General features: G+C 34.8%; 23 protein-coding genes. 8 read left to right on the forward strand and 15 right to left on the reverse strand.

Annotation, left to right across the window (positions count from 1 at the left end):
* The first annotated feature begins 167 nt into the window (after window positions 1-167).
* Together AAT17_RS04915 and yihA are read left to right on the forward strand one after the other, a co-directional pair.
* Complete coding sequence (locus AAT17_RS04915) at window positions 168-932, forward strand: alpha/beta fold hydrolase (RefSeq protein WP_042279921.1); 765 nt, start codon at window positions 168-170, stop codon at window positions 930-932.
* Window positions 933-979: 47 nt separating this feature from the next.
* Window positions 980-1,579, forward strand: coding sequence for a ribosome biogenesis GTP-binding protein YihA/YsxC (gene yihA / locus AAT17_RS04920; protein WP_042279923.1), 600 nt, complete (start codon window positions 980-982; stop codon window positions 1,577-1,579).
* 30 nt (window positions 1,580-1,609) lie between these two features.
* On the opposite strand, the gene AAT17_RS04925 is transcribed toward yihA, so the two are convergent.
* Genes AAT17_RS04925 through AAT17_RS04935 form a run of 3 tightly spaced genes read right to left on the reverse strand, consistent with a single transcriptional unit; the run spans window position 1,610 to window position 3,175 of the window.
* A complete protein-coding gene (locus AAT17_RS04925; protein WP_042279925.1) occupies window positions 1,610-1,828 on the reverse strand; it encodes a DUF3820 family protein in 219 nt (72 codons plus the stop codon).
* Window positions 1,829-1,859: 31 nt separating this feature from the next.
* On the reverse strand, window positions 1,860-2,195 hold the full coding sequence (gene gldC / locus AAT17_RS04930) for a gliding motility protein GldC (RefSeq protein WP_060523144.1): 336 nt from the start codon (window positions 2,193-2,195) through the stop codon (window positions 1,860-1,862).
* 2 nt (window positions 2,196-2,197) lie between these two features.
* On the reverse strand, window positions 2,198-3,175 hold the full coding sequence (locus tag AAT17_RS04935) for a hypothetical protein (protein ID WP_060525000.1): 978 nt from the start codon (window positions 3,173-3,175) through the stop codon (window positions 2,198-2,200).
* Window positions 3,176-3,229: 54 nt separating this feature from the next.
* Here AAT17_RS04935 and nadE point away from each other — a divergent pair, with 54 nt between their 5' ends.
* Together nadE and AAT17_RS04945 are read left to right on the forward strand one after the other, a co-directional pair.
* The gene (gene nadE, locus AAT17_RS04940; protein ID WP_060523145.1) at window positions 3,230-4,021 is read left to right on the forward strand and encodes an NAD(+) synthase; all 792 of its coding nucleotides are present in this window, start codon (window positions 3,230-3,232) and stop codon (window positions 4,019-4,021) included.
* A gap of 101 nt (window positions 4,022-4,122) precedes the next feature.
* Complete coding sequence (locus tag AAT17_RS04945; RefSeq protein ID WP_042279930.1) at window positions 4,123-4,746, forward strand: response regulator transcription factor; 624 nt, start codon at window positions 4,123-4,125, stop codon at window positions 4,744-4,746.
* Here the strand turns inward: AAT17_RS04945 and dnaG are convergent.
* The 6 genes from dnaG to AAT17_RS04975 form a co-directional block, all read right to left on the reverse strand.
* On the reverse strand, window positions 4,743-6,725 hold the full coding sequence (dnaG, locus tag AAT17_RS04950) for a DNA primase (RefSeq protein ID WP_060523146.1): 1,983 nt from the start codon (window positions 6,723-6,725) through the stop codon (window positions 4,743-4,745). The two genes, AAT17_RS04945 and dnaG, sit on opposite strands and share 4 nt — an antisense overlap.
* Window positions 6,726-6,917: 192 nt before the next feature.
* Window positions 6,918-7,685 (reverse strand): hypothetical protein, encoded by a 768-nt coding sequence (locus AAT17_RS04955; protein WP_060523147.1) that lies wholly within the window; start codon window positions 7,683-7,685, stop codon window positions 6,918-6,920.
* Between the two features lie 124 nt (window positions 7,686-7,809).
* Window positions 7,810-8,895 carry a hypothetical protein gene (locus AAT17_RS04960; protein ID WP_052510414.1) on the reverse strand — a complete coding sequence of 362 codons (1,086 nt, stop codon included), beginning with the start codon at window positions 8,893-8,895 and terminating at the stop codon, window positions 7,810-7,812.
* 38 nt (window positions 8,896-8,933) lie between these two features.
* A complete protein-coding gene (locus AAT17_RS04965) occupies window positions 8,934-9,710 on the reverse strand; it encodes a hypothetical protein (RefSeq protein ID WP_060523148.1) in 777 nt (258 codons plus the stop codon).
* Window positions 9,700-10,260, reverse strand: coding sequence for an RNA polymerase sigma factor (locus AAT17_RS04970; RefSeq protein ID WP_367379285.1), 561 nt, complete (start codon window positions 10,258-10,260; stop codon window positions 9,700-9,702). Before AAT17_RS04970 ends, AAT17_RS04965 begins: the two co-directional genes overlap by 11 nt.
* A 179-nt stretch (window positions 10,261-10,439) precedes the next feature.
* A complete protein-coding gene (locus tag AAT17_RS04975; RefSeq protein WP_060523150.1) occupies window positions 10,440-11,036 on the reverse strand; it encodes a fasciclin domain-containing protein in 597 nt (198 codons plus the stop codon).
* 104 nt (window positions 11,037-11,140) lie between these two features.
* Between AAT17_RS04975 and AAT17_RS04980 the strand changes: the two genes are divergently transcribed.
* Window positions 11,141-11,710 (forward strand): RNA polymerase sigma factor, encoded by a 570-nt coding sequence (locus AAT17_RS04980; protein WP_240919358.1) that lies wholly within the window; start codon window positions 11,141-11,143, stop codon window positions 11,708-11,710.
* Window positions 11,711-12,481, forward strand: coding sequence for an anti-sigma factor (locus AAT17_RS04985; protein ID WP_060523151.1), 771 nt, complete (start codon window positions 11,711-11,713; stop codon window positions 12,479-12,481). It abuts the gene before it with no gap.
* Window positions 12,482-12,483: 2 nt separating this feature from the next.
* Here the strand turns inward: AAT17_RS04985 and era are convergent, their stop codons facing one another.
* Both era and AAT17_RS04995 read right to left on the reverse strand, forming a co-directional pair.
* Window positions 12,484-13,371 (reverse strand): GTPase Era, encoded by an 888-nt coding sequence (era, locus tag AAT17_RS04990; RefSeq protein WP_042279946.1) that lies wholly within the window; start codon window positions 13,369-13,371, stop codon window positions 12,484-12,486.
* Between the two features lie 15 nt (window positions 13,372-13,386).
* On the reverse strand, window positions 13,387-14,013 hold the full coding sequence (locus AAT17_RS04995; protein ID WP_082586904.1) for a hypothetical protein: 627 nt from the start codon (window positions 14,011-14,013) through the stop codon (window positions 13,387-13,389).
* Window positions 14,014-14,191: 178 nt separating this feature from the next.
* Here AAT17_RS04995 and AAT17_RS05000 point away from each other — a divergent pair, with 178 nt between their 5' ends.
* The gene (locus AAT17_RS05000) at window positions 14,192-15,124 is read left to right on the forward strand and encodes a mechanosensitive ion channel family protein (RefSeq protein ID WP_060523153.1); all 933 of its coding nucleotides are present in this window, start codon (window positions 14,192-14,194) and stop codon (window positions 15,122-15,124) included.
* Between the two features lie 34 nt (window positions 15,125-15,158).
* On the opposite strand, the gene AAT17_RS05005 is transcribed toward AAT17_RS05000, so the two are convergent.
* The 4 genes from AAT17_RS05005 to AAT17_RS05020 all read right to left on the reverse strand — a co-directional run bounded on the left by AAT17_RS05005 (window position 15,159) and on the right by AAT17_RS05020 (window position 20,843).
* Window positions 15,159-15,986, reverse strand: coding sequence for a helix-turn-helix domain-containing protein (locus AAT17_RS05005; RefSeq protein WP_060523154.1), 828 nt, complete (start codon window positions 15,984-15,986; stop codon window positions 15,159-15,161).
* 124 nt (window positions 15,987-16,110) lie between these two features.
* Window positions 16,111-16,578 carry a nuclear transport factor 2 family protein gene (locus AAT17_RS05010; RefSeq protein ID WP_060523155.1) on the reverse strand — a complete coding sequence of 156 codons (468 nt, stop codon included), beginning with the start codon at window positions 16,576-16,578 and terminating at the stop codon, window positions 16,111-16,113.
* Window positions 16,579-16,589: 11 nt separating this feature from the next.
* On the reverse strand, window positions 16,590-17,600 hold the full coding sequence (locus AAT17_RS05015; protein WP_060523156.1) for a metal-dependent hydrolase: 1,011 nt from the start codon (window positions 17,598-17,600) through the stop codon (window positions 16,590-16,592).
* Window positions 17,601-20,843, reverse strand: coding sequence for a S41 family peptidase (locus AAT17_RS05020; protein ID WP_060523157.1), 3,243 nt, complete (start codon window positions 20,841-20,843; stop codon window positions 17,601-17,603).
* A gap of 250 nt (window positions 20,844-21,093) precedes the next feature.
* Between AAT17_RS05020 and AAT17_RS05025 the strand changes: the two genes are divergently transcribed.
* Window positions 21,094-21,768 carry a TetR/AcrR family transcriptional regulator gene (locus AAT17_RS05025; protein WP_060523158.1) on the forward strand — a complete coding sequence of 225 codons (675 nt, stop codon included), beginning with the start codon at window positions 21,094-21,096 and terminating at the stop codon, window positions 21,766-21,768.
* Window positions 21,769-21,772 lie beyond the last annotated feature (4 nt).

The raw sequence follows: 21,772 nt of genomic DNA on the forward strand, positions 1-21,772 counted from the left end.
TCTACTTAGTGCTAATGATAGAGTGTTATGAAGTGCGCTTTCGCGAAAGCGAATTCCTTATAAAAAATAGTGGGATACCCCATTCATTTTTCACTTCAAATCGCTGTGCTGTTTAATTGTCTTTTTACTATAAGATTATAAGTTATATTTGCGACAGACAGTTTTTTATGACGAGGAAGACAATCAAGGACGGAAAATTCGAATATTACAGCGCAGGAGAAGGAACACCTATCATCATCCTTCACGGTCTGATGGGTGGTTTAAGTAATTTTGAAGGTGTTATCGATCATTTTCCAAAGGAAGGCTATCAAGTTGTAGTTCCTTCTTTACCACTATATACAATGCCGCTAATTAAAACTAGCGTAGGAACTTTTGCCAAGTTCATCAAGAAATTCATAGACCACATGGGATGGAAGGAAGTCATTCTTCTAGGAAATTCTCTAGGTGGTCACATAGGTCTTGTTACCACAAAATTATATCCAGAAGTAGTTAAAGCACTTATAATAACTGGTAGTTCTGGATTATATGAAAGCGCCATGGGCGAAAGCTACCCTAAACGTGGTGATTACGAATACATTAAGAAGAAAAGTGAGGACGTATTCTATGATCCTGCAGTAGCTACAAAGGAAATTGTGGACGAGGTTTTTGCTACGGTAAATGATCGTAATAAGTTGATTAAAACACTGGCCATTGCCAAAAGTGCAATCAGACATAATATGGCCAAAGATTTACCTAAAATGAACACTCCTACTTGTATCATTTGGGGTAGACAAGATAATGTTACACCACCTGAAGTGGCAGATGAATTTCATGAAAAATTGCCAGATAGTGACTTATTTTGGATTGATAAATGTGGTCACGCTGCCATGATGGAACACCCAGAGGAGTTTAATACAATACTGGATAAATGGTTAAAAGATAGAGGTTACTAACCTTTATTTGAACTTATCATCCTAGTACTAATACCTAGCTTTACATTATGAAAATTAACAGTGCCAAGTTTGTTGTTTCCAATCAAGATGTGAAGAAATGCCCGTCCAATCATTTTCCAGAATACGCTTTTATAGGAAGGTCTAATGTAGGTAAGTCATCATTAATTAACATGTTGACTAACCATAAGAACCTTGCCAAAACATCTGGTAAACCAGGGAAAACACAGCTTATAAATCACTTTTTAATTAATAATGAATGGTACCTTGTAGATTTACCAGGTTACGGATACGCTCGTGTTTCTAAAACTCAAAAAGCTAAATTTCAAAAATTCATTACCCGATATTTTGAACAGCGCAAGCAACTTATTTGCGGCTTTGTTCTGGTAGATATTCGACATGATCCACAACCTATAGATACTGAATTCATGGAATGGCTAGGTAGCAATGGTGTGCCATTTGCCATTGTGTTTACCAAAGCAGATAAACTCAAACCCAAGGCAATTGAAAAACAGGTCAATGATTACAAAGAAGCCTTATTGCAAACTACTTGGGAAGAAATGCCTCCTTATTTTATAACTAGTGCCTCAAAAGGTATTGGTAAGGAAGAACTTTTGGGATACATCGACGAAATAAATAAGTCTCTATAAAATACTTACTCCTAATTGTGTGGCCTGTTCTTAATTGCTACGTAACTGCTTTAGGATGATTTCTAGACCGTTTATTTTAAGCTCATAAACTGATTGCATGTAAACACCTAGCTTACCTTGTGGCCAACCATTTCGTTTGAACCAAAGAAAGTAAGCCTCTGGCAAATCACTCAAAAAGCTGCCTTTGAATTTACCAAATGGCATTTTATAATGAGCTAGCTCTAGAAGCTGTTTTTTGTCAGGATTCAAGAATAATTCTTTATTGAAAAATTAAAGGCTTTTATTTTTTAAGATTTAATTTTTCGGCAAAATAATCGCAAAAGTCTAGCATGGTATCGCGCATTTTTTCATCATTTGTAGCACGATGATAAGTATCGGCCATACTTACTAGTGTTTGATGAAAAAACACACGCATTTCATCTACAGGCATGTCTTTAGTCCACAAATCGATTCTAAAACTCTCCTGCTGTGCACTATCCCACATGCTTACCATCATGGCTTTAGCATCGGCAGCATCAACACCACCATCTGGTGCGCTCCATCTTATTTTTTCTGGAACTCTATTTTCATCCAGTTCAATTCCTATTCTTATTTGTGATCTGCGATTCTTTGACATAATTATTGTTGTACAGGTTTATACTGTGAATTCTTAAATATGGTTTCGGCTGGCAATGATACAAGTGTACTAGGATCAATCTCATTATTCTCCATGTAACTTGCTACTATTTTATATCCTATATATCTAGCGATTCCACCAGGTGTACTCGAGTCTATATCTAAATAAAATTTTGAAAATGGTGCTGGTTGTATGAATCTAGATTGAAGTTCAGGATTAGTACTATATAACAAATTTTGATCTATAAAGTAACGCCATACTTCTAATTCATTTTCCTTAGTAAATTCATATTCCTCTTTGGAGTATTTAAGAATCAGGTAATCCGGTTGGTCTGGCGCAAATAAACTTTGAAGGTAATGCAACTTACCATGATAGATTATGGATTCTAAAAAACGGCGATCGTTACCAGGTTCAACAAACAACTTTGCTATTGCGTGGGCTACATCGGCCTTTATATTTTCTTTATTAAAGTGTTGGCTTTGGTAGCTGTTCATCCCTGCATACAAATCGTTATCCTTGCCTAGATAAGTGTCGATTGAAATAAGTAAATCTTCCTGAAATGGAACTACTTGCATACGGTAGTCTACTTCAGAAATTATAGTGGTAATAGGCGTAGCTTGATATTCTGGAAAATAATACTTCACATGTTTCATTACATCAACAACCTCATCCTTCAGTTCCTTATAATCAAAACTTGCTTTTTCCACTTCTTCCTCAAGTATTGAGTAAATAGTATCGCGACCTTGCATTTTTTCATACCAAATAGAATCTGGCAAATGTGATGGAAATAGATAAGGATATTTTGCTTTTAATTGAGATAGATCCGTAGTATCAGCATTCTTAAACTCGTTATGAAAAGTCCTCAACCCTACATTTATAGGGATTTGTGAAATTTCCTTCTCAATTTTCGACTCAGAATTACATGAGGATAACGCTTTCGCGAAAGCGAGAACTACCAATATTTTAAATAGATATTTCATACCCTTATAACTGAGAAACAATTTGATTATTTTTAGACTCGCAAAAATACGATTATGAATGTAGAAAAAGTGACTGATCACATAGTAAAATGGTTAAAGGATTATGCTACTAATGCAGGAATTAAAGGTTATGTTGTAGGAGTGAGTGGCGGCATTGATAGCGCAGTCACATCAACCTTGTGTGCCATGACAGGTCTAGAAGTTCTTTGTGTTGAAATGCCTATTCATCAACATATGGATCACGTTACTAGAGCGCAGGAACATATTGAGCAATTAAAAAATCGGTTTTCTAATGTAAGTGATGTGCGTAGTGATCTTACACCCGTGTTTGATACATTCATTAATCAAATGCCGGATATAGAGGATAGTGCACTTGTAGATTTAACGAGAGGAAATACCAGAGCCCGATTACGCATGACCACTTTGTATTATCATGGTGGCGTTAATGGACTATTAGTTGCAGGAACGGGAAACAAAGTTGAAGATTTTGGCGTAGGATTTTATACCAAGTATGGTGATGGTGGAGTTGACGTGAGTCCAATTGCCGATTTACTTAAAAGCGAAGTTTATGCCGTAGGAAAACATGTAAATGTTCCAGAAAGTATCATGAAAGCCGCACCTAGTGATGGCCTTTATGGAGCAGAGCGTACTGATGAGGATCAAATAGGAGCTAGTTATGATGAACTGGAATGGGCAATGAAGCAAATTAAGGAAGGAAAAACTACCGCTGATTTTACAGAAAGAGAGCAAGAAGTCTTACAAATTTATCTGGATTTTAATCGTAGGAATCAACACAAGATGAATCCAATCCCAGTGTGTGTCATTCCCGACGAACTACTTGAATAACAGATTACAAGAAATTTACGTAAGGGCATACTCACAAATAAATCACAGTTTATACTGAGTAAACATTTTATCTTTGTAAAACCTCTGAAAACTTACAAAGAATGAACGTATTTTTAGCCGATCACCATCCTGTATTTAGACGTGGACTAAAGTCTTTAATGAAAGACGTTAAAGAATACACCGTTAAAGGAAAGGCAGAAAGCGGAAAGGATTTAATAGAAAACGTAAAAGCTGCCAAAGCTGATATTGTACTGTTAGAAATTGATTTGCCAGAAAGTAAAGGTATAGGAGAGGTTCGAGATTTAAGAGCGCAATTTCCAAACATTAAAGTACTTGTGGTAAGTTGTCATCCCGAGGAAATGTATGCTGCAAGTGCTATTAAAGCAGGAGCCAATGGTTATATCTCTAAAGTAAAATCAAGTAAGGAAATAAAAAAAGCCATCGCCAAGGTTGCTAGAGGCGAGCAATATTTATCTGAAGAGATTCTTGCTTCATTAAACAGTGGAAGAAAAAATGGAGTAATGAAATTCAAAAAACTTTCTAAAAGGGAGATTGAAGTTTTAAATTTACTTTCTAAAGGACTTAGAAATAAGGATGTTGCCAAGGAGCTTAACATAAATGAAAAAACAGTGAGCACCTACAAAAATCGTTTGCTTAAAAAGCTTAAAGCAACTAGCATTGCCGATCTTATTCACCAAGCTAGAATCATGCAACTAGCTAATTAAATCACACGATTTAAACGATTTCCTATATACTTATGAAGCTTGTTATATTCCATAACTTCTTCAAGCGCTGAAGCGTTATCGGAAGTCGGGTCTGGCGAGATGGAGTTGTACAATGCCTTGATTTTTTCTTCTATCATCAACCTTCTTAAATTAAGTATGGTATCAAGAACGTGTGGCGCGATTGTATCCTCTTTTGTTTTTACAAAAATTTGATGTTCATCCCATTTATGTAATTGGTACTTATCATCATCCATTACAAGATCTGCTACCATTTGAGCTTCTTCATCAGACAATTCGGTCATAATGGTATTAACGTCAATGCGACCTTCTAAAAGTAGAATATCAATTAGTTTTGGATAAAGATGTTTAAACGCTGGATTTGAAAATTCCATTTCATCACTCTGCAGCTCCATATATACCTTTTCATACACCACATTTTCAACAGAGATTTTTTCAGTTTCTAGTTCACCGTCTTCACTTTCTTGAAAATATTCATCGTTAAAAACCACCGTACGATCACCATATAGTAGTAAAGCTTTTATAAGAGCTTGTTCCAGTATCTCTCTTCTATTGACTGAAAGACTAGGACTTTGTTTATCAGAGACTTTTTGAAGTGTTTGTTGCTGTTGTTCTCTTATTTGTTTTTTACGCTCTTCTTTAACACTTGCATTTCGATTTTGTGCTAAAGAAGAGAATAACACATCTTCACCAATTTCCAAAATTGCAGCACTTTCTCTAACATAAATTTCTCTAGATATCGCATCGGGAATTTTGCTTATGCTGGAAACAATATCACGAATCATTTCTGCCTTCTTTATAGGATCACCTGCAGCTTCGTTTTTTAACAAGTTAGATTTAAACCTTATAAAGTCAACGGCATTTGAATCTAAAAACTCTTGAATTTCCTGAGTAGTATGGTTTTTTGCGAAGCTGTCTGGATCTTCTCCTTCTGGAAAAGTGCAAACTCGCACATTCATACCAGCTTCAAGAATGAGATCTGTTCCTCTTATCGCCGCTCTTAATCCAGCTGCATCTCCATCATATAAGACGGTAATATTTTTAGTTAATCGCTGTATTAATCTAATTTGCTCCTTAGTAAGTGCAGTTCCTGAACTAGAAACTACATTCTTAATACCAGCTTGATACAATTGAATTACATCGGTATACCCTTCAACCAGGTAACAAACATCTTCTTTGGCAATAGTTTGTTTAGCCTCATAGATTCCATAAAGCACTTTGGATTTATCGTAGATAGGGCTTTGAGGAGAATTTAAATACTTGGCAGCTTTTTTATCATTCACTAGAATTCTACCACCAAATCCCAACACACGACCAGACATGCTGCGTATAGGAAACATGACTCTTCCTTTAAAGCGATCAAATTTCTTTTGCTCACCGCCGTTAATCGACTCCTTAACTATGGTCAAACCGGTTTTTTCTAAAAACTCAAGTTTATAACCTGCTTTAATAGCTGCATCGGTAAAGGCACTCCAAACATCTGGATTGTAGCCTAATTTAAAATAATTTATAGTATCATCGGTAAAGCCTCGTTCTTTGAAATAACTGTATGCTATCGCACGCCCATCTTCCGTTTTAAGTTGCTTTTCAAACCATTCACTCGCAAATTTTGAAACAAGAAACATGGATTCTTTTTCATCCTGAACTTGTTTTTCTTCATCAGTTTGTTGAGTTTCTTCTATTTCAATTCCATATTTTTTGGCCAGCCATTTAATAGCTTCAGGAAAAGTAAAGTGTTCATGCTCCATGAGAAAGGTAACCACGTTACCACCTTTACCGCTACTAAAATCTTTCCAGATTTGTTTAACTGGCGACACCATAAAGCTAGGTGTGCGCTCCTCTGAAAATGGACTTAATCCTTTATAGTTGGAGCCTGATTTTTTAAGTTGTACAAAATCTCCAATCACCTCTTCTACTCTAGCGGTGTCAAATACGGCATCTACTGTGGTTCTTGCAATCAACTTCGAATAAATTTAAAGCATAAAAATAACGAATTGCAAAGTTACGTTTCTATACACCTATCCTATGGGATATGACTAAAAAGTTTGGATTTGTTCAAGTGATCGATACGTAATCTTCCAAGTTGCTTTCAATTTTGTCCTTAAAAACAAAAACCCGTCTATTTCTAGACGAGTTTTCTATTAATTCTTCATTTACCTAAATCTAAACCCGAAACTAAAATACTGTTGTTGAATCGGTGAGTCTTTTAAAATGTCATTTAGACCATATCTAGCAAAAATTTGAAAATCGTACCATCCTGCATAAATACTAAGTCCATAGTTAAAGTTATTTATTTCAAAGTCATTGGTGACCGTTGTAGTCACATCCCTACCTTCTCTTTCAAACTTGAGCTCTTGAGTAGAGGTAGTTGTATAACCTAAATAACCACCTAGCCCTACGACAAAGGCATCATCATCGTGGTACCTTTTAATTCCATTTTTATAGGTTTTTAAATCCCGACGTCCTATTTCAATATGTAAAGGAACTACTAAACTGAATTGATAAAATCTAGAACGATCTGTATCGATTCCTACAGGAACTAAATCTGTAATATTGTTGTTTGTTGCAAACTGACGATTATCAGTGATTCTTAAAGATTGAAATCTTAAATCCAAACCATAATTAAACCTAAATAAATCATCTTTTGGTTGCAACCTGGTACTAAATTCAAGTCCTATGTCAAAAACACCACTACCCCAAAATCGATAGTCATCACCTATTCCATTACCATCACCTAGTGCTTGATTCCAACCTATAGCCCAAACTAAATTAGTATTAGTGCGCACATTTTCTTTCTCTCTTCTATCTGAATCAAACAAATCTAAAAAATCTATAGGCGCTTTTTTTACATCTTGATCTTCTTGAGCCCGAACTGCCGTAAACAGAAGTAGTAATAGAGAACTTAATAATAGTTTTTTCATAATATATGGTTTTTATAAAGTTACATACCTAAACACCTTATAATCTTTATTTTAACTCTAATTTAATTGATAAGCATCCTTATAATCGATTTATAAGGATGCTTATACTTTAAGTTATTTATGGCTAAATAAATCTAATTCCAAAGGATACATATTGCCCGTCCACTGATCCGCTTTTAAAAACATCATTTAAATTCATTCTTCCAAAGAAAGAAATATTACCTTTTCCTATATAAGCATCTAGTCCATAGAAGAACACATTATTTTCAAAAGCATTAATGGTTGTTTGTTTTATATCTCTACCATTTTCTTCATACTTCAATTTTAAACGAGAACTTAAATTTAAACCTGCAAAACCTCCAATTCCCACTTTCCAGCTATTATCACTGGTAAACCTCACACGACCATCCTCATATTCTCTTTTTTCTGTTCCTCCAAATTCAAAATGAACAGGAACCATTAATTGGTCTTGTCTGAACTTAGCTTTCTCAACACTAAATCCTATAGGAGCCACCATTGTATCGTCTGTATTGGGTGTAAAAATTCTATTACCATTCAATTCTAGTCCATGGGATTGATATTCTATACCATATCTAATTCTTATATGATTTTTTTCATCTAATTGAGTTAACCAACTAGGCCCAAATGCTATGTAGTTATTATTTGGATAACTAAAATCATTGATTCCTAGATTATCACCATTCAAAAAGTTATATCCTAGTGACAAGCTAAAACCTCTTTGAGTTTTGATAAATTTTTTCTTTTCTCTTTGTAGATTTTCTCCATTTAGAGAAATCTCGACTCCTTTTGTAGATATAGATAACGATCCACCTTTTTCTGCTTCGGTCACTACAAAATCTTTTTCTGCTTCAATACGCTTTTTATGAGAAGTAATAAGTGCTGCTACTTGAGCTGCTCGCTCCCTTTTCAACTCCTGAGCTTTATCAGCACTTATTTTACCTTTTTCCAGATCTTTATTTACTTTTTCTACATACTCCTTAAGTTCTGTTCTTAATTCTGATTCATATAATTGATGTAAACTATTTAAATCATCTATTTTTTTCTGGTAGTATTTAGGATATTGTTTGTCATTTGACAAACTATCTTGATACTTCCAATTATCGACGGTATTAGTTTTTTCCTGAGCAAATCCTGCTGCTGTGCATAGTAAGTAAGTGATAAAACTTATCCATAGTAATCCTGTTCTCATAGCATGAAAATTTTAAATTAATTATATGTTGATGAAAATTATTTCTTTGAAACTAAGGCAACTGCCTCTTTCTTAACTTGATTAAAACCTTTATCAATCCAGTTTTGAATTTTATTTTCCTGTTCAATTTGAATGTCCCATTCTGCTTCTCTCAGTAAGCTCTCTGGATTAACGGTATAAACAGCTTCTTCTTTATTTATAGCAGATTCATTAAGCAATTCACTTAGTAGTTCATCTACTTCTTGATCGGCCGTTTTAATTAATAATTCTTTTTTATTATTTGAATTTTCGACTTGTGCAATCAACACTTGTTGTTCATTAATTTTTGGTTCTTTCACAACAGTATTCACATCGACCTCTTTCTTATGCTGGTTATCAATTGTAGCACTTACTACAACCTCATCTCGCTGTGAAAATTTAGAATCAAGCATTTTAACTTTTGATACCGTTGCCTTAATTCCAGCTGGTTCATCTTTATGATTAGCTTTAACCAATTCCTCATTCATAGTAGATAAACTCATTTCATTCTCAATCTCTTCTTCAATAAAGAGATCCTTATTTATCAATGGCTGCTCATTAGACTGATCCTCTGTTACAGACCACTCTGTATTTTCAACTTGATCACTTTGAACAGGTGAAAACTTTACAATGCTAACAGCGAGTAACAGCGCTGCTGCAACTCCTGCGATCCAGTACCAAAGCGGAATCGCCTTTTTGTCACTTGCATCCAATCGCTCCTCTAACTTAGACCAAGCTTGAGTAGATGGATTGATCTCGCGATCGTTAAACTTATTTTTATATGAATCAAGCTTCATATTGTTGCCTTTTTAAACTATTAATTTCTTGCTGAAGCTGTAATTTGGCTTTGCGTAATTGGGTCTTACTAGTATTTACACTTATATCCAGTATTTCTGCTATCTCATGATGCTTGTACCCATCAACTACATACATTAAGAACACGCTTTTATAACCTATAGGTAAAGCATCGATGACCGATTGCAATACATGCATTTCTAGATTACAATCATCCATTCCATCATCATCTGTTTCATCTTTAACTTCATCAATCGGTGCAGCAAATTTGAAAGGATTCTTCTTGCGCAAGTGATCCAGACAAGAGTTTACCATAATGCGACGCAACCATCCTTCAAAACTCCCATTGTGATTGTACTTTTTGATGTTCTTAAAAGCTTTAAAAAAACCATTTAACATGATTTCTTCTGCTGTTTCTACTGGCGAAATATATTGTCTACAAACACTTAACATTCTAGGCGCATGTTTATCAAAAATCTGCTTTTGCGCCTTGCGGTCGTTTTTAGCAGCTTTTTGAATAAGCTTTTTCTCGTTTGTATATAAGGAAATCACCTTCACAATTTACAGACTTTCTATTAACATAGACGAGACTTTTTTCAAAGGGTTGTCTGAATGCTCTTTTTTTTTGAAAAAATTATTTTTTTGTAAGTACGCTTTCGCGAAAGCGTAATAAAAAAACCTCTTTACCAGCAATAACTGATAAAGAGGTCATTAACCAACTTGAAAAAAAATTACTCTGGCAAAACCACAGTATCTATTACGTGCACAACACCATTGCTTGCTTCAATATCTGTAGCTGTAATGGTTGAAGTACGACCTTGTGCATCTTCAAGAACGACCTTACCATCTACAATACTTGCATAGATAGGATCTCCTTGCACAGTTTTAGTCATGAATCCACCACCATTTCTCTTGATAGATTCAATTATGTCGCTGGCAGTTACTTTTCCTGCAAGTACATGGTAGGTGAGCACGGCTTGTAGTTTTGCCTTGTTTTCAGGTTTTAGCAAGTTTGCTACTGTTCCTTCTGGCAACTTATCAAATGCTGCATTTGTAGGTGCAAAAACAGTAAAAGGACCATCACCTTGTAGGGTTTTTACCAAATCGGCTGCTTTTACCGCAGCTACTAGTGTAGCAAAATTTTTGTCGGACATGGCTACTCCTACAATATCTGGAGTTTGATTATAGTGCCAGTTTTGAACATACACTACATTTGACGTAGCGTGATCATTATTGCTGGTTGAAGCTTGATGGTTATTACATTGAGCTGTTGCAAATATTGCTGTAAACATCATTGCAGCAGTAAGTAAAATACTTGAATTTTTCATTTTATTAGATTTTTAAGTTTAAAAAGTATAATTTGATGCATCTTTAGGTTTTACGTTTGGAAATTCCTTTTGGATTTCACAGGATTGATAAAAAAAACGTTAAAGTGAAAAACGACCTTTTTCTAGAAAATCAAATAATAGAACTAATACGCGACAGAAATGATCGTGGGATGTCGTTATTATACGACCATTACAACGGTGCTCTATTTGGTTTATGTTTGAAATTCACGAAAGATCCTGATGACGCGAAAGAGGTTTTACAAGCTAGCCTAATTAAAGCATGGCAAAATATTGATTCCTATGATGCTGATAAAGCGAGACTTTTTACTTGGCTATATCAAATAACTAGGAATCAAGCTCTTGATTTTTTAAGAAAATCTCAAAGAAAACAGCAAAAGGAAATCCAAAACGATTATTCAAGCGTATCAATAGAAGAGGATAGTAGTTTACTATACAAAGAATTTAAAGAGCAATTAAATTTAAAAGTGACTTCTCTTGAATCTCAATATCAAGATGTCATAAATTGTGTGTTCTACAAAGGCATGACTCATATGGAAGCTAGTGAATACTTGAACATACCATTGGGAACATTTAAAACTAGAATACGTAATGCTCTTAAAAAATTACGAACTACTTATAGTATAATTGCTTTATTATTGTGGTCTTATATATAAATGGTCGAAAATAAAAACATACAAGAATTTTTAGAGTCTGGTGTACTGGACCGCTATGTTATGGGTAAAGCCACAGAAATTGAAATTCAACAGGCTGAACACTACATTGCAACCTTTGATGAAATAAAATTTGCGTATGACATGATGCAAATTGAATTACAGGCTCAGGCTTTTAAAACGCAAGAGAATCCACCCGAAGACTTAAAAAAAGAACTGTTTTCTACGATTAATACGAGTAATAAAGAAATAAAGAAACAAGATTCTATATCTTGGTTTCAAATAGCAGTGGCATGTATTGCTGCTGTTGGATTTGTGGGTATGCTGTATTACATGAATATTGCAAATGAAAAAACACAAAGATTGGAGCAACTACAAGGTGAATTTTCTTCTCTAGAAAATCGAATAAAAAATTTAGAGTCAGATAATTTAATCTTTGATGAAGAGATTCAATTTTTAAGAAGCCCAAAAACTCAAAAGTATATTCTTAAAAAGGACACCTCGCTAGGTAATTTAAATGTTATCACCTATCATAATAACAAACGTAGTGTTGTTGACGTAACTTCTTTACCAAAATTGGATAAAGAACACGACTATCAATTATGGGCCGATGTAAATGGTGAAATGATTTCCTTGGCAGTACTCAATCAGGATTTCCTAGAGGTAGATACTAAAATTATTGATGAGGCTTCTAGCCTTAATATCACCATTGAAAAAGCCGGCGGCAGTGATCACGCTACTGTAGAAAATCTGGTAGTAGGTCTGTCGATTTAGATTTAATTTTTGTTCTGGTAACCAAATCTGCGCAGTTGCCTATCATCGCTACGCCAGTTCTTGTTGACTTTTACAAATAGTTCAATGTGAACTTGCTTGCCAAAAAACTTTTCAAGATCCTTTCTGGCTTCCATTCCCACGCGTTTTATGGCGCTACCTTTATGACCTATGATGATACCCTTTTGAGTCTCGCGTTCCACCATAATAACAGCTCTAATTCTTATAATATCTTCATCTTCCAGAAACTCTTCTGTTTCAATTTCTACAGAATAAGGAATTTCTTTTTTGTAATGTAATAAGATTTTCTCTCTAATGCTTTCGTTTACAAAAAAGCGCTCTGGCTTATCAGTTAAAGCATCTTTCGGATAAAAGGCTGGAGATTCTGGTAAAGTTTCTATTACTCTATTCATTAATTGAGGAATACCAAAATTTTCTAATGCGCTTATGGCAAATACCTCAGCATTTGGTAATCTATTTTTCCAATGCGCTACAGCTTCTTCTAATTGTTCAGGAGTTCCTTTATCTATTTTATTGATAAGTACAAATACTGGAACTTCTGCAAATGTCAATCTTTTTTCAAAAGCTTCGTTTTTCAACTCTTTTTCGCCTAGCTCCACCATGTAAAGAATACAATCGGCATCTTCAAAAGCATTTTTAACAAACTCCATCATGCTTTCTTGAAGTTTGTAAGCAGGTTTAATGATACCAGGTGTGTCACTAAGAACCATTTGAAAATCCTCACCGTTTACTATTCCTAAAATTCTGTGACGAGTCGTCTGTGCTTTAGACGTAATAATGGACAATCGCTCACCTACCAGAGCATTCATTAAGGTACTTTTTCCTACATTAGGATTACCTACAATATTTACAAAACCTGCTTTATGTGTCATAATGCAAAGGTAGGACTAGAACTTAGGTTTTTTCATAAGCGCTTCATAATATTCTCGCTCAATTTGAATTGCTGTTTCTTGAAGTTGTGAGATTTTCACTTTTGCTGCAATTGATGGGAAGTCTTTAAAGTGATAATCTACCCATTCCTTTTTTTCTCCTTCAACATTAATAACAGGTTCAAGATTAAAGGAAGACTGTACCTTTTTTTCAATATCGGCAAAAAAATAAACTTGATCTTCAACACTAGTGTAATAATCACTAATAATTTGTTTAAGATAAATACCCGTTGAGTTCAGGCTGTCATTTGAAAAGAAAACGGGATTAACCAATTTATCCATCATCTCGTAATTATCTACTTCTCCAATAAAATTATCAATTTCATTCTTAACATGCTCCAACTGCTCTATTAATTGGGTGGTTTTATAATGAAACTCTTCTGCATTTATTTGGGCCACTGCGTATGTTTCTGGATGAGCTATGGCGCTGTCCTTAAACATGACTAAGTAATCTCGGTCATATTTTGAGTTTTCAAATTCAGTCTCTTTATTAACATTGTCAAAAACATCTAATACTTCCTGCTTTTCTCTTTTACAAGAAGTCATCATTATTAGACCAATCAGTGAATACAAATAATACTTCATATTAAATTAAATCTTGTTTTTCATTATAGCAAGACTACGCACAATCAAGCTGCTTTAAATTGATTATTTAAAAATACATTAAACTTTGTACAGTCTAAATTTAGACTTTTTAACATTTAAATGATTAAGAAATGTTAAATGCAAAAGGATCACGTTCATAGCCCACTATTTTCGCACTATGATTCAAGAACAAACAACCCAAAAAGTACAAGAAACAACTAAACAAATTGAAGATGTGAACTCAACTGAGCTTATATGGGATCAATTAACATCTTGGTATGAAGCTATATTACGCAACTTACCAAATCTTGCCGTTGCAGTTGTTGTCTTACTTATAGCTTACATCATTTCAAAATTTGTAAATCGTGGTGTACAACGACTACTGAAATCAAAAGTTGAACAACAGTCTGTATTGAGATTAATAGGTAGAACTGCAGCTATAATAGTTGTTATAGGCGGTATGTTTATCGCATTAAACGTACTTGATCTTAATGAAACTGTACAAGCCATCATTGCTGGTGCTGGTGTTTCTGGTTTAGTAATTGGACTTGCTTTACAAGGAACTTTATCCAATACGATGAGCGGTATTCATTTAAGTTTCAGAAAAAATGTTCGTATAGGAGACTGGGTGCAGACCAACGGTTATGAAGGAGAAATAATTGCTATTGATTTAAATAAATTTATACTAAGAGAAGCCGACAACAACACCGTAATTATACCTAACAAAATGATTCTTGAGAATCCTTTGAAAAACTTTGGATTAACTGATACTATGCGAGTTATTATTCATTGTGGTGTAGGATATGAAAGTGATTTACCAACAGTAGAAAAGATTGCAAAACAAGCTATCTTGGACAACTTTGATCAGGTAAATTCGTTTGACGAAGTGGAGTTTTTCTATCGCGAATTTGCAGACAGTAGCATAAACTTCATGCTTAGATTTTATTACGACATCACAAATGGAAAGAAAAAACTGGAAGTTACCAGTAAGGCGATAATGGTGATTAAAAAGGCATTTGATGATAACGACATTAACATCCCATTCCCTATTAGAACGTTGGAATTCAATAACCAATTGAATTTACAGCAACCTTCAAACAAAGAAGCCTAATCGGTAATTCTATTAAAAATAAAAAGCATCAACTCTAGGAGTTGATGCTTTTTTTACTTTGAGACAAGTTCCTAAACACAAGGATGATTTGACCCAAATCAAATATTAACATTAATACAATAGCTATAGGAGCAAGTAGAACGGTAATCATAAATCCACCAGCTATTAAACCTACAAACCCTAGATATTTTGCTAATCCTTCTTCATTTTTACGTTGAGAAAGGTAGCCAGCTCCCAACATCAAATACGTTATACCGCTAGCAACAATAACAAAGATGCCAAACAAAATATCTCTGGGACTTATGAGATTACTATCATAATCAATAACTGTAATGAGTAGTATACTACTTATAACATTAATTATCATAGCAAGAATTGAAGAAAACTTCAATAAAGAGTTATTTTTAATTTGAGCTATATGATAGATTCCTGTATAAAAAAGTACAACTGTTATTATACTTACCACACCTAAAATCGTATAAGAGGATTCAGGCAAAATATTATCTTGGGTAAACGAATGAAAAACATCATTAATTGTCATCAAATAATAACAGATAAAAAGAATAACACCACCAAAACCTGAAAACAACAAAAGAGAATTATTAAATGAATATTTCATAGCGGAAGATTCAACTTCTTTGGAGTCTTGACCTTCTTTAGTGCCGGAGTAAACTTCATCAAAAGATTTTCCTAATACTTCCAGAATATTCTTAATAGTATAACTACGTGGAGAAACTTCGCCTGCCTCTATGCGTTGAATGGTGCGCACATTAATATTACATCGTTCTACCAATTCCTCTTGGGTAAGACCTTTTTCTTTTCTTAATTGTGCAATGTAAATTCCTAATTCCGGTTGTTTCATGATTACTGATTTTTGTATTCGATTACAAGATTACCAAACACACCTATTCTCCACCAAAATTAAGCTCGGTAAAATACCCGACATTTACCCGACAATCCCTTACAGATACTGTAAAACTTAAAAATTACTCTCTAGGTAATCTAGTAGAATGCATGAGTTCTAATTTCCAAACACTGTCGCTTTTAACTGCCACAACACTTTCTAACCAAGTTCTTTTAAATTCTAATGTATCCTTAACAAACGTCCCGTGATTCCAATAAGCTAGATAAACTCGATTCCCTTCTTGATGCGCCTTTATTCTATCAAATTTATTTGTCCTAGTAATTCCTTGATCTCTTTTACTTGCTCTTTTACACCAATTTGCAATGGTATCATTAGTCCATAATTCACCATGCTCTAACAAAATAAAATCGTTTGTCTGATATTTTTTTATAGCATCTACTTTCTTATGAGACCACACACTGTCAAAAACTTGTTGAACTACCGCTTCAACTGCTTCGATTGCTTGTTCTGAGTTATATTCCGCATTGGACTGTGGTTTGTTGCAACTTATAATTAGGATAGTTGTAAAAATTACAATTAAATTTTTCATAGTAATAGTTTTTAATTACCCCATATTCGATTCCATAACTTGTCTATGACAATGGTAACATCCATGGGTTCCTTAGGATTCTCTTTTGCTACTAGGTTTTTATTTTCTTCTTTAAGTTTATAGCTAAAAACAAATTGTTCTTCGTCTTTATTAATGGGCATGGTACCAAATCTTAAGTCATTAAAATACCAACTTCCGTTCTTTTTCTCCATCAAATACCAACCTTTAGAAATATCTATAAGTCGCCTCAAATTCTCCTCAGATTGTTCGTGTTTCCAAGTAGGCTCTAGGTTTCGGTTTTTGGGATAAGATTTGAATGAAATTGGTTTAGAATCAAAGAATGAGTAATCAGCCAATAAATACGCATCGCCTGCATCTACGTTGCAGTTCCACAGCAATGTTGTCAATGGCGCAGGACGTGTTGAAATTTGTGAGTAACTAAACTTATTTTCATCTAGAGCCTTTTTAAATTCTTGGGTTGCATTCCACTTTAACAATACCGTCATTAATAGATAACTTGTAGAAATAAAGATACCGGTGAGGTTTGTACGCTTTCGCGAAAGCGAACCTTTTTTTAAAAACAAAACAACAAGGGTGCACGCTAAAAAAGGAAGTGTATAAAGCGGATCTATTACAAAAATTGTATTCCATGCGACAGCCTTATCAAACGGCCAAAAAAACTGTGTACCCCATGTGGTGAACATGTCCAATATGGGATGAGTTATCAATCCCCAAAAAAACAGCCACGACCATGATTTCCACCCTATACGTTTGCTGGATTCTATCCTATCTACTATAAATCCGAAAACAGGCGCAAAGAGCACACAAAACAGGATACTATGACTGAATCCTCGATGGATCTCGGTAGCTGTTATCGTATCGGTAAATGACCTTGCTAGTACATCAAGATCGGGAATGGTACCAGCGATTGCACCATATAACAATGCCTTGTTCCCGACCTTGTTGCCTAGAACAGTTTCTCCTACAGCAGCACCTAGTACGATCTGCGTGAGACTATCCATCTATTCAACGTCTTTAAGTAACTCTTCGATAGCGCGCTCTAGTTGTTGATCACGACCGTTATCGATTACTCCTGGCATATTTTTTACCATTATAGACGGCTCGGTTTGATTGTTTTCCATCCAATTGCCATTAATATCTTTAGCACTAATAGGAACTACACCCCAAACTGTTCCATCAGGAAGTCGTTCCCATCCTGCAAAACTACATGTCCCAGGAACTGGCATTCCCACTGTTTTACCAATTTTAAGATCGGTATAGCCGCAAGCAAAACAGTGTCCGTCACTATACTGGGCCTCATTAATCATAGCAAGTGTAGGTTTAGTCCATCTAGAAGTAGGTTCTCCACCTACCACTTTGGCTTCTGTCTCATAAGTAATAAATGGTGTACCTGTAAAGAACATAGCAAGATCGGCTACTAGATCACCACCGCCATTAAATCTAGTGTCTACAATCACACCTTTACGACTGTGGTATTTACCCATCATTTTTTCAAAAATGTTTCTATATGGCCCATCACTCATTCCAGGAATATGAACATATCCTAATTGTCCGTTACTCTTTTGATCTACTTCTTTCTCGTTTTGTTTCACCCATCTTTTATAAAGTAAGCCTCGTTCTGCTCCTGTAGAAATAGGTTTAATTGTAATAACCATGTTCTCCTTTTTATCAGGACTTGACAGCTCTAGCAACGTAAATTTATTGGCTTTCCTGTTCAGGTAATAAGCATAATCTCTATCACTTGAGATTGTTTGACCATCTATTTTTTCAATAATCATTCCTGGCTTTATATCAAATTGAGCCTTATCCAGTGGTCCTCCTTTTATAACCTCGGTAATTTTTAGACCATCGCCTTTGTACGAATAATCAATAAATGCACCTAATGATGCTGTTGCATCTGGATTACTCATGTCATATCCTGCAGCTCTTGCACCAGCGTGGGATACATTCAACTCACCTATCATTTCTGAAAGCAGCTCTGCCAGCTCATTGGTATTTGAAACATAAGGCAAATGTTTTTCATACTCTTTTCTCATAAGCGGCCAGTCAACACCGTGAAAATTACTGTGGTAAAAAACAGCATTTGTTCTTAACCATACGTGGTCAAACATTGCTTGTCTAGCAGCTACCTCATCATACTGCATTTCTGCAGTAATCTTAACTGCTGTTTTTTTCTTTTTATTTACATCAAGTTTAGATATTCTACCGCCACTTAGTAAGTATAAATTTTCTCTTTTAGGATCCCATTCTAGACTACCACTGCGAGCACCTAAGTTGATAGCCATTTTGGTTTCTTTGGTTCGTAAGTCTGTTGACCAAAGGTTAAGTTTATCTTCAAACCTAGCTAGGTAATATAACTTATCTCCATCCTTGGATAAAACAGCGTCAGAAAGATTAGAAGAATGTATAGTCAGACGTTTTGTTCTTTCCTTCATATCATCCCAGTCAAAAGTTAGCGGTTTAACCTCTTTATCTTCATCCTTTTCCTTATCCTTGTCCTTACCTTTCTTTTTCTTGTCTGATTTATCCTCGTCACCGTCTTTCTTCTTTGTTTTCTTTAATTCTTTAAGTAAAGCGTAATCTTCTTTACTCAAATTAAATTCATCCCAAGCTTCTTGTGTAAAGAACATGCTGTAAACATCACTCTGAGATCGACCACTAGTAGCATATGATTTTAATCCATCTCTATTTGAAAACCACAACATTTGTTTACCATTATTAGTCCATTTAGGAGAAGAGTCATAGTAACCACTTTCATTAAGGTTGATTCGCTTTGAACCGTCGGCGGCCATTAAAAGTATATCGCTGTTGTTAAGGCTTAGAGACCAATCTACCAATAACCACTTACTATCAGGACTCCAGGTGTAATACTTATCACCGTCACGCATATGAAATAGTTCTTCTTCACTTAACAACGTTGTTTTCTTTCCTGATTTAACGTCCTTCACCACTATATATCTACGGTTTTCCACATAGGCTAGCTTTGTGCCATCTGGAGAATATTCTGCTAGATAATTGTCATTTTCATTTTCAAGAATAGCCGACTCTTTTAACAAGGTTGAGGCAAAAAAGAAGGGCTCTTCATCACGTACCTTTTCGGTTTTATAAACGCTCCACTTCCCATTTCTTTCACTACTATATATAACAGCTTTTCCGTCATGAGACCAACTCACAAAACTTTCTGTTTGTGCTGTATTAGTTATACGCTTTGTAAAACTTTCTTCTACAGATGTTACGAATACTTCACCTTTAGAAATAAAGGCTATTTCCTTACCACTAGGTGATACTGCCATCTCTTCTACGCCACCGTTTACACTTACGAATTTATCTGTATTCTCAATATCTTGTGTCACTACCTGCACAGTTAGCATTTTAGGCTGTTGACCTTCTCTCATGGTGTAGAGCATTCCATCGTAACCAAAGCTTATTACACCATTACCTACACTTAAAAATCGCACTGGATGCAATTTAAAATCCGTAATCTGTACCGATTCACCAGTTGCAAGATTCCATTTATGCACATTAAAACTGCCACTCTTTTCACTTAGGTAATACATGCTTTTACCGTCGCTAGAAAGCACTGGCATGCGGTCCTCTGCATTATGTGTAGTCAATTGCTTGTGTCTATTATTTGCTACATCATATACCCATATGTCACGAGTAATACTGGATGTATGATGTTTACGCCAGTAATTTTCTCCACCTTTTTTGTCTTGGTAATACAATTTACTTCCATCCTTATTAGTTTCAACAAGTTCGGCAGGAATAGTAAATAATTGATCAATACGGCCACCTTTTACGGGAACGGTATAAACCTCATGTTGAGAACCAGTTGGGAATTGTCTGTGTTCTGCAGTGTCCTGTCTCAGTCCACCAAAAATTATTCGTTGGTCGTCATGACTAAAACTATAGGGTGTCTCGCTACTTGAATGGTAGGTCAATCTAGTAGCTGTTCCACCTGTCGCATTCATAACAAATACATCAAAATTGCCATAACGATTTGATGCAAATGCTATTTTGCTACCATCCTTGCTCCATATAGCCTGATAATCATGCGCTTTATGAAAGGTCAATTGCTGGGCTGTTCCTCCATCACTAGATACTTTATAAAGATCACCTTTGTAAGTAAAAACTATTTGTGAACCATCTGGAGATATTTTACTGTGACGCATCCAACTTGCGTTTTCTTGGGCTTGAGTTAAAAGTGAAACTAAAACCACAAGAGGTAAAAGAATATTTTTCATTTTAATTTTTTATTGGTGCCTAAAAATAGTGTAGAATTACTAATGATAACCACCTATTCATGGATTAAATAGATGTAAAATGGAATAGGATGTTACATACAAGTTTAGGTCGGATAAAAATCTCATTAAGAAATGTGTTCAGGTTATACGCTTTCGCGAAAGCGTAATCATCAACAAATCATAACTTAACATATAATTAAAAGTTAAACTATCATAATTTAATAGTCTTGCTATTAGATTTGCGAGGAGTATGAAAAATTTATCTATCAATATTCAAATACATCCAAATTTGTATTTGAAAAATCCCGAAGGTACCGATCTAGGTAGACGCATTGTTTCAAAAAGCATTGAAATGATTGAAAACCTAGGTTTTGAAAGTTTTACTTTTAGAAAGTTAGGAAAAGAAATAGGATCTAATGAAAGTAGTATTTATAGATATTTTGATAGTAAACATGCACTACTTGTATACCTGTTTAATTGGTACTGGTCGTGGATTGAATACCGCATGTACATTGCTACACTAAATTTAAATCCCGAGGAAAAATTAAGACGTGCTATTGAAATGCTCACGCAGGTAATTGAAGAGGATTCTGCCTTTTCATTTGTTAATGAAGTATTACTACATCGAATCATTATTGCTGAATCATCAAAGGCTTATTTGCATAAAGATATTGATGAGGAAAACGAGAAAGGCTTTTATAAAACCTATAAAAGAGTCGTAAAACGAGTGAGTGAAATGGTGACAGAAGTTAATCCAGAATATAAGTACCCTAACATGTTAGTCTCATCGGTTATTGAAGGTGCTCACAACCAACGCTATTTTGCAGAACATTTACCATCGGTCACAGATTCAATTGATGGTGAAGATGCCATTTTAAATTTTTATCTAGATATGGTGTTCAACTTAATTTCAAAAAAGAATTAAAGAA

Origin of the sequence: Nonlabens sp. MIC269 (genome assembly GCF_001430865.1) — a bacterium.
GTDB lineage: Bacteria > Bacteroidota > Bacteroidia > Flavobacteriales > Flavobacteriaceae > Nonlabens > Nonlabens tegetincola.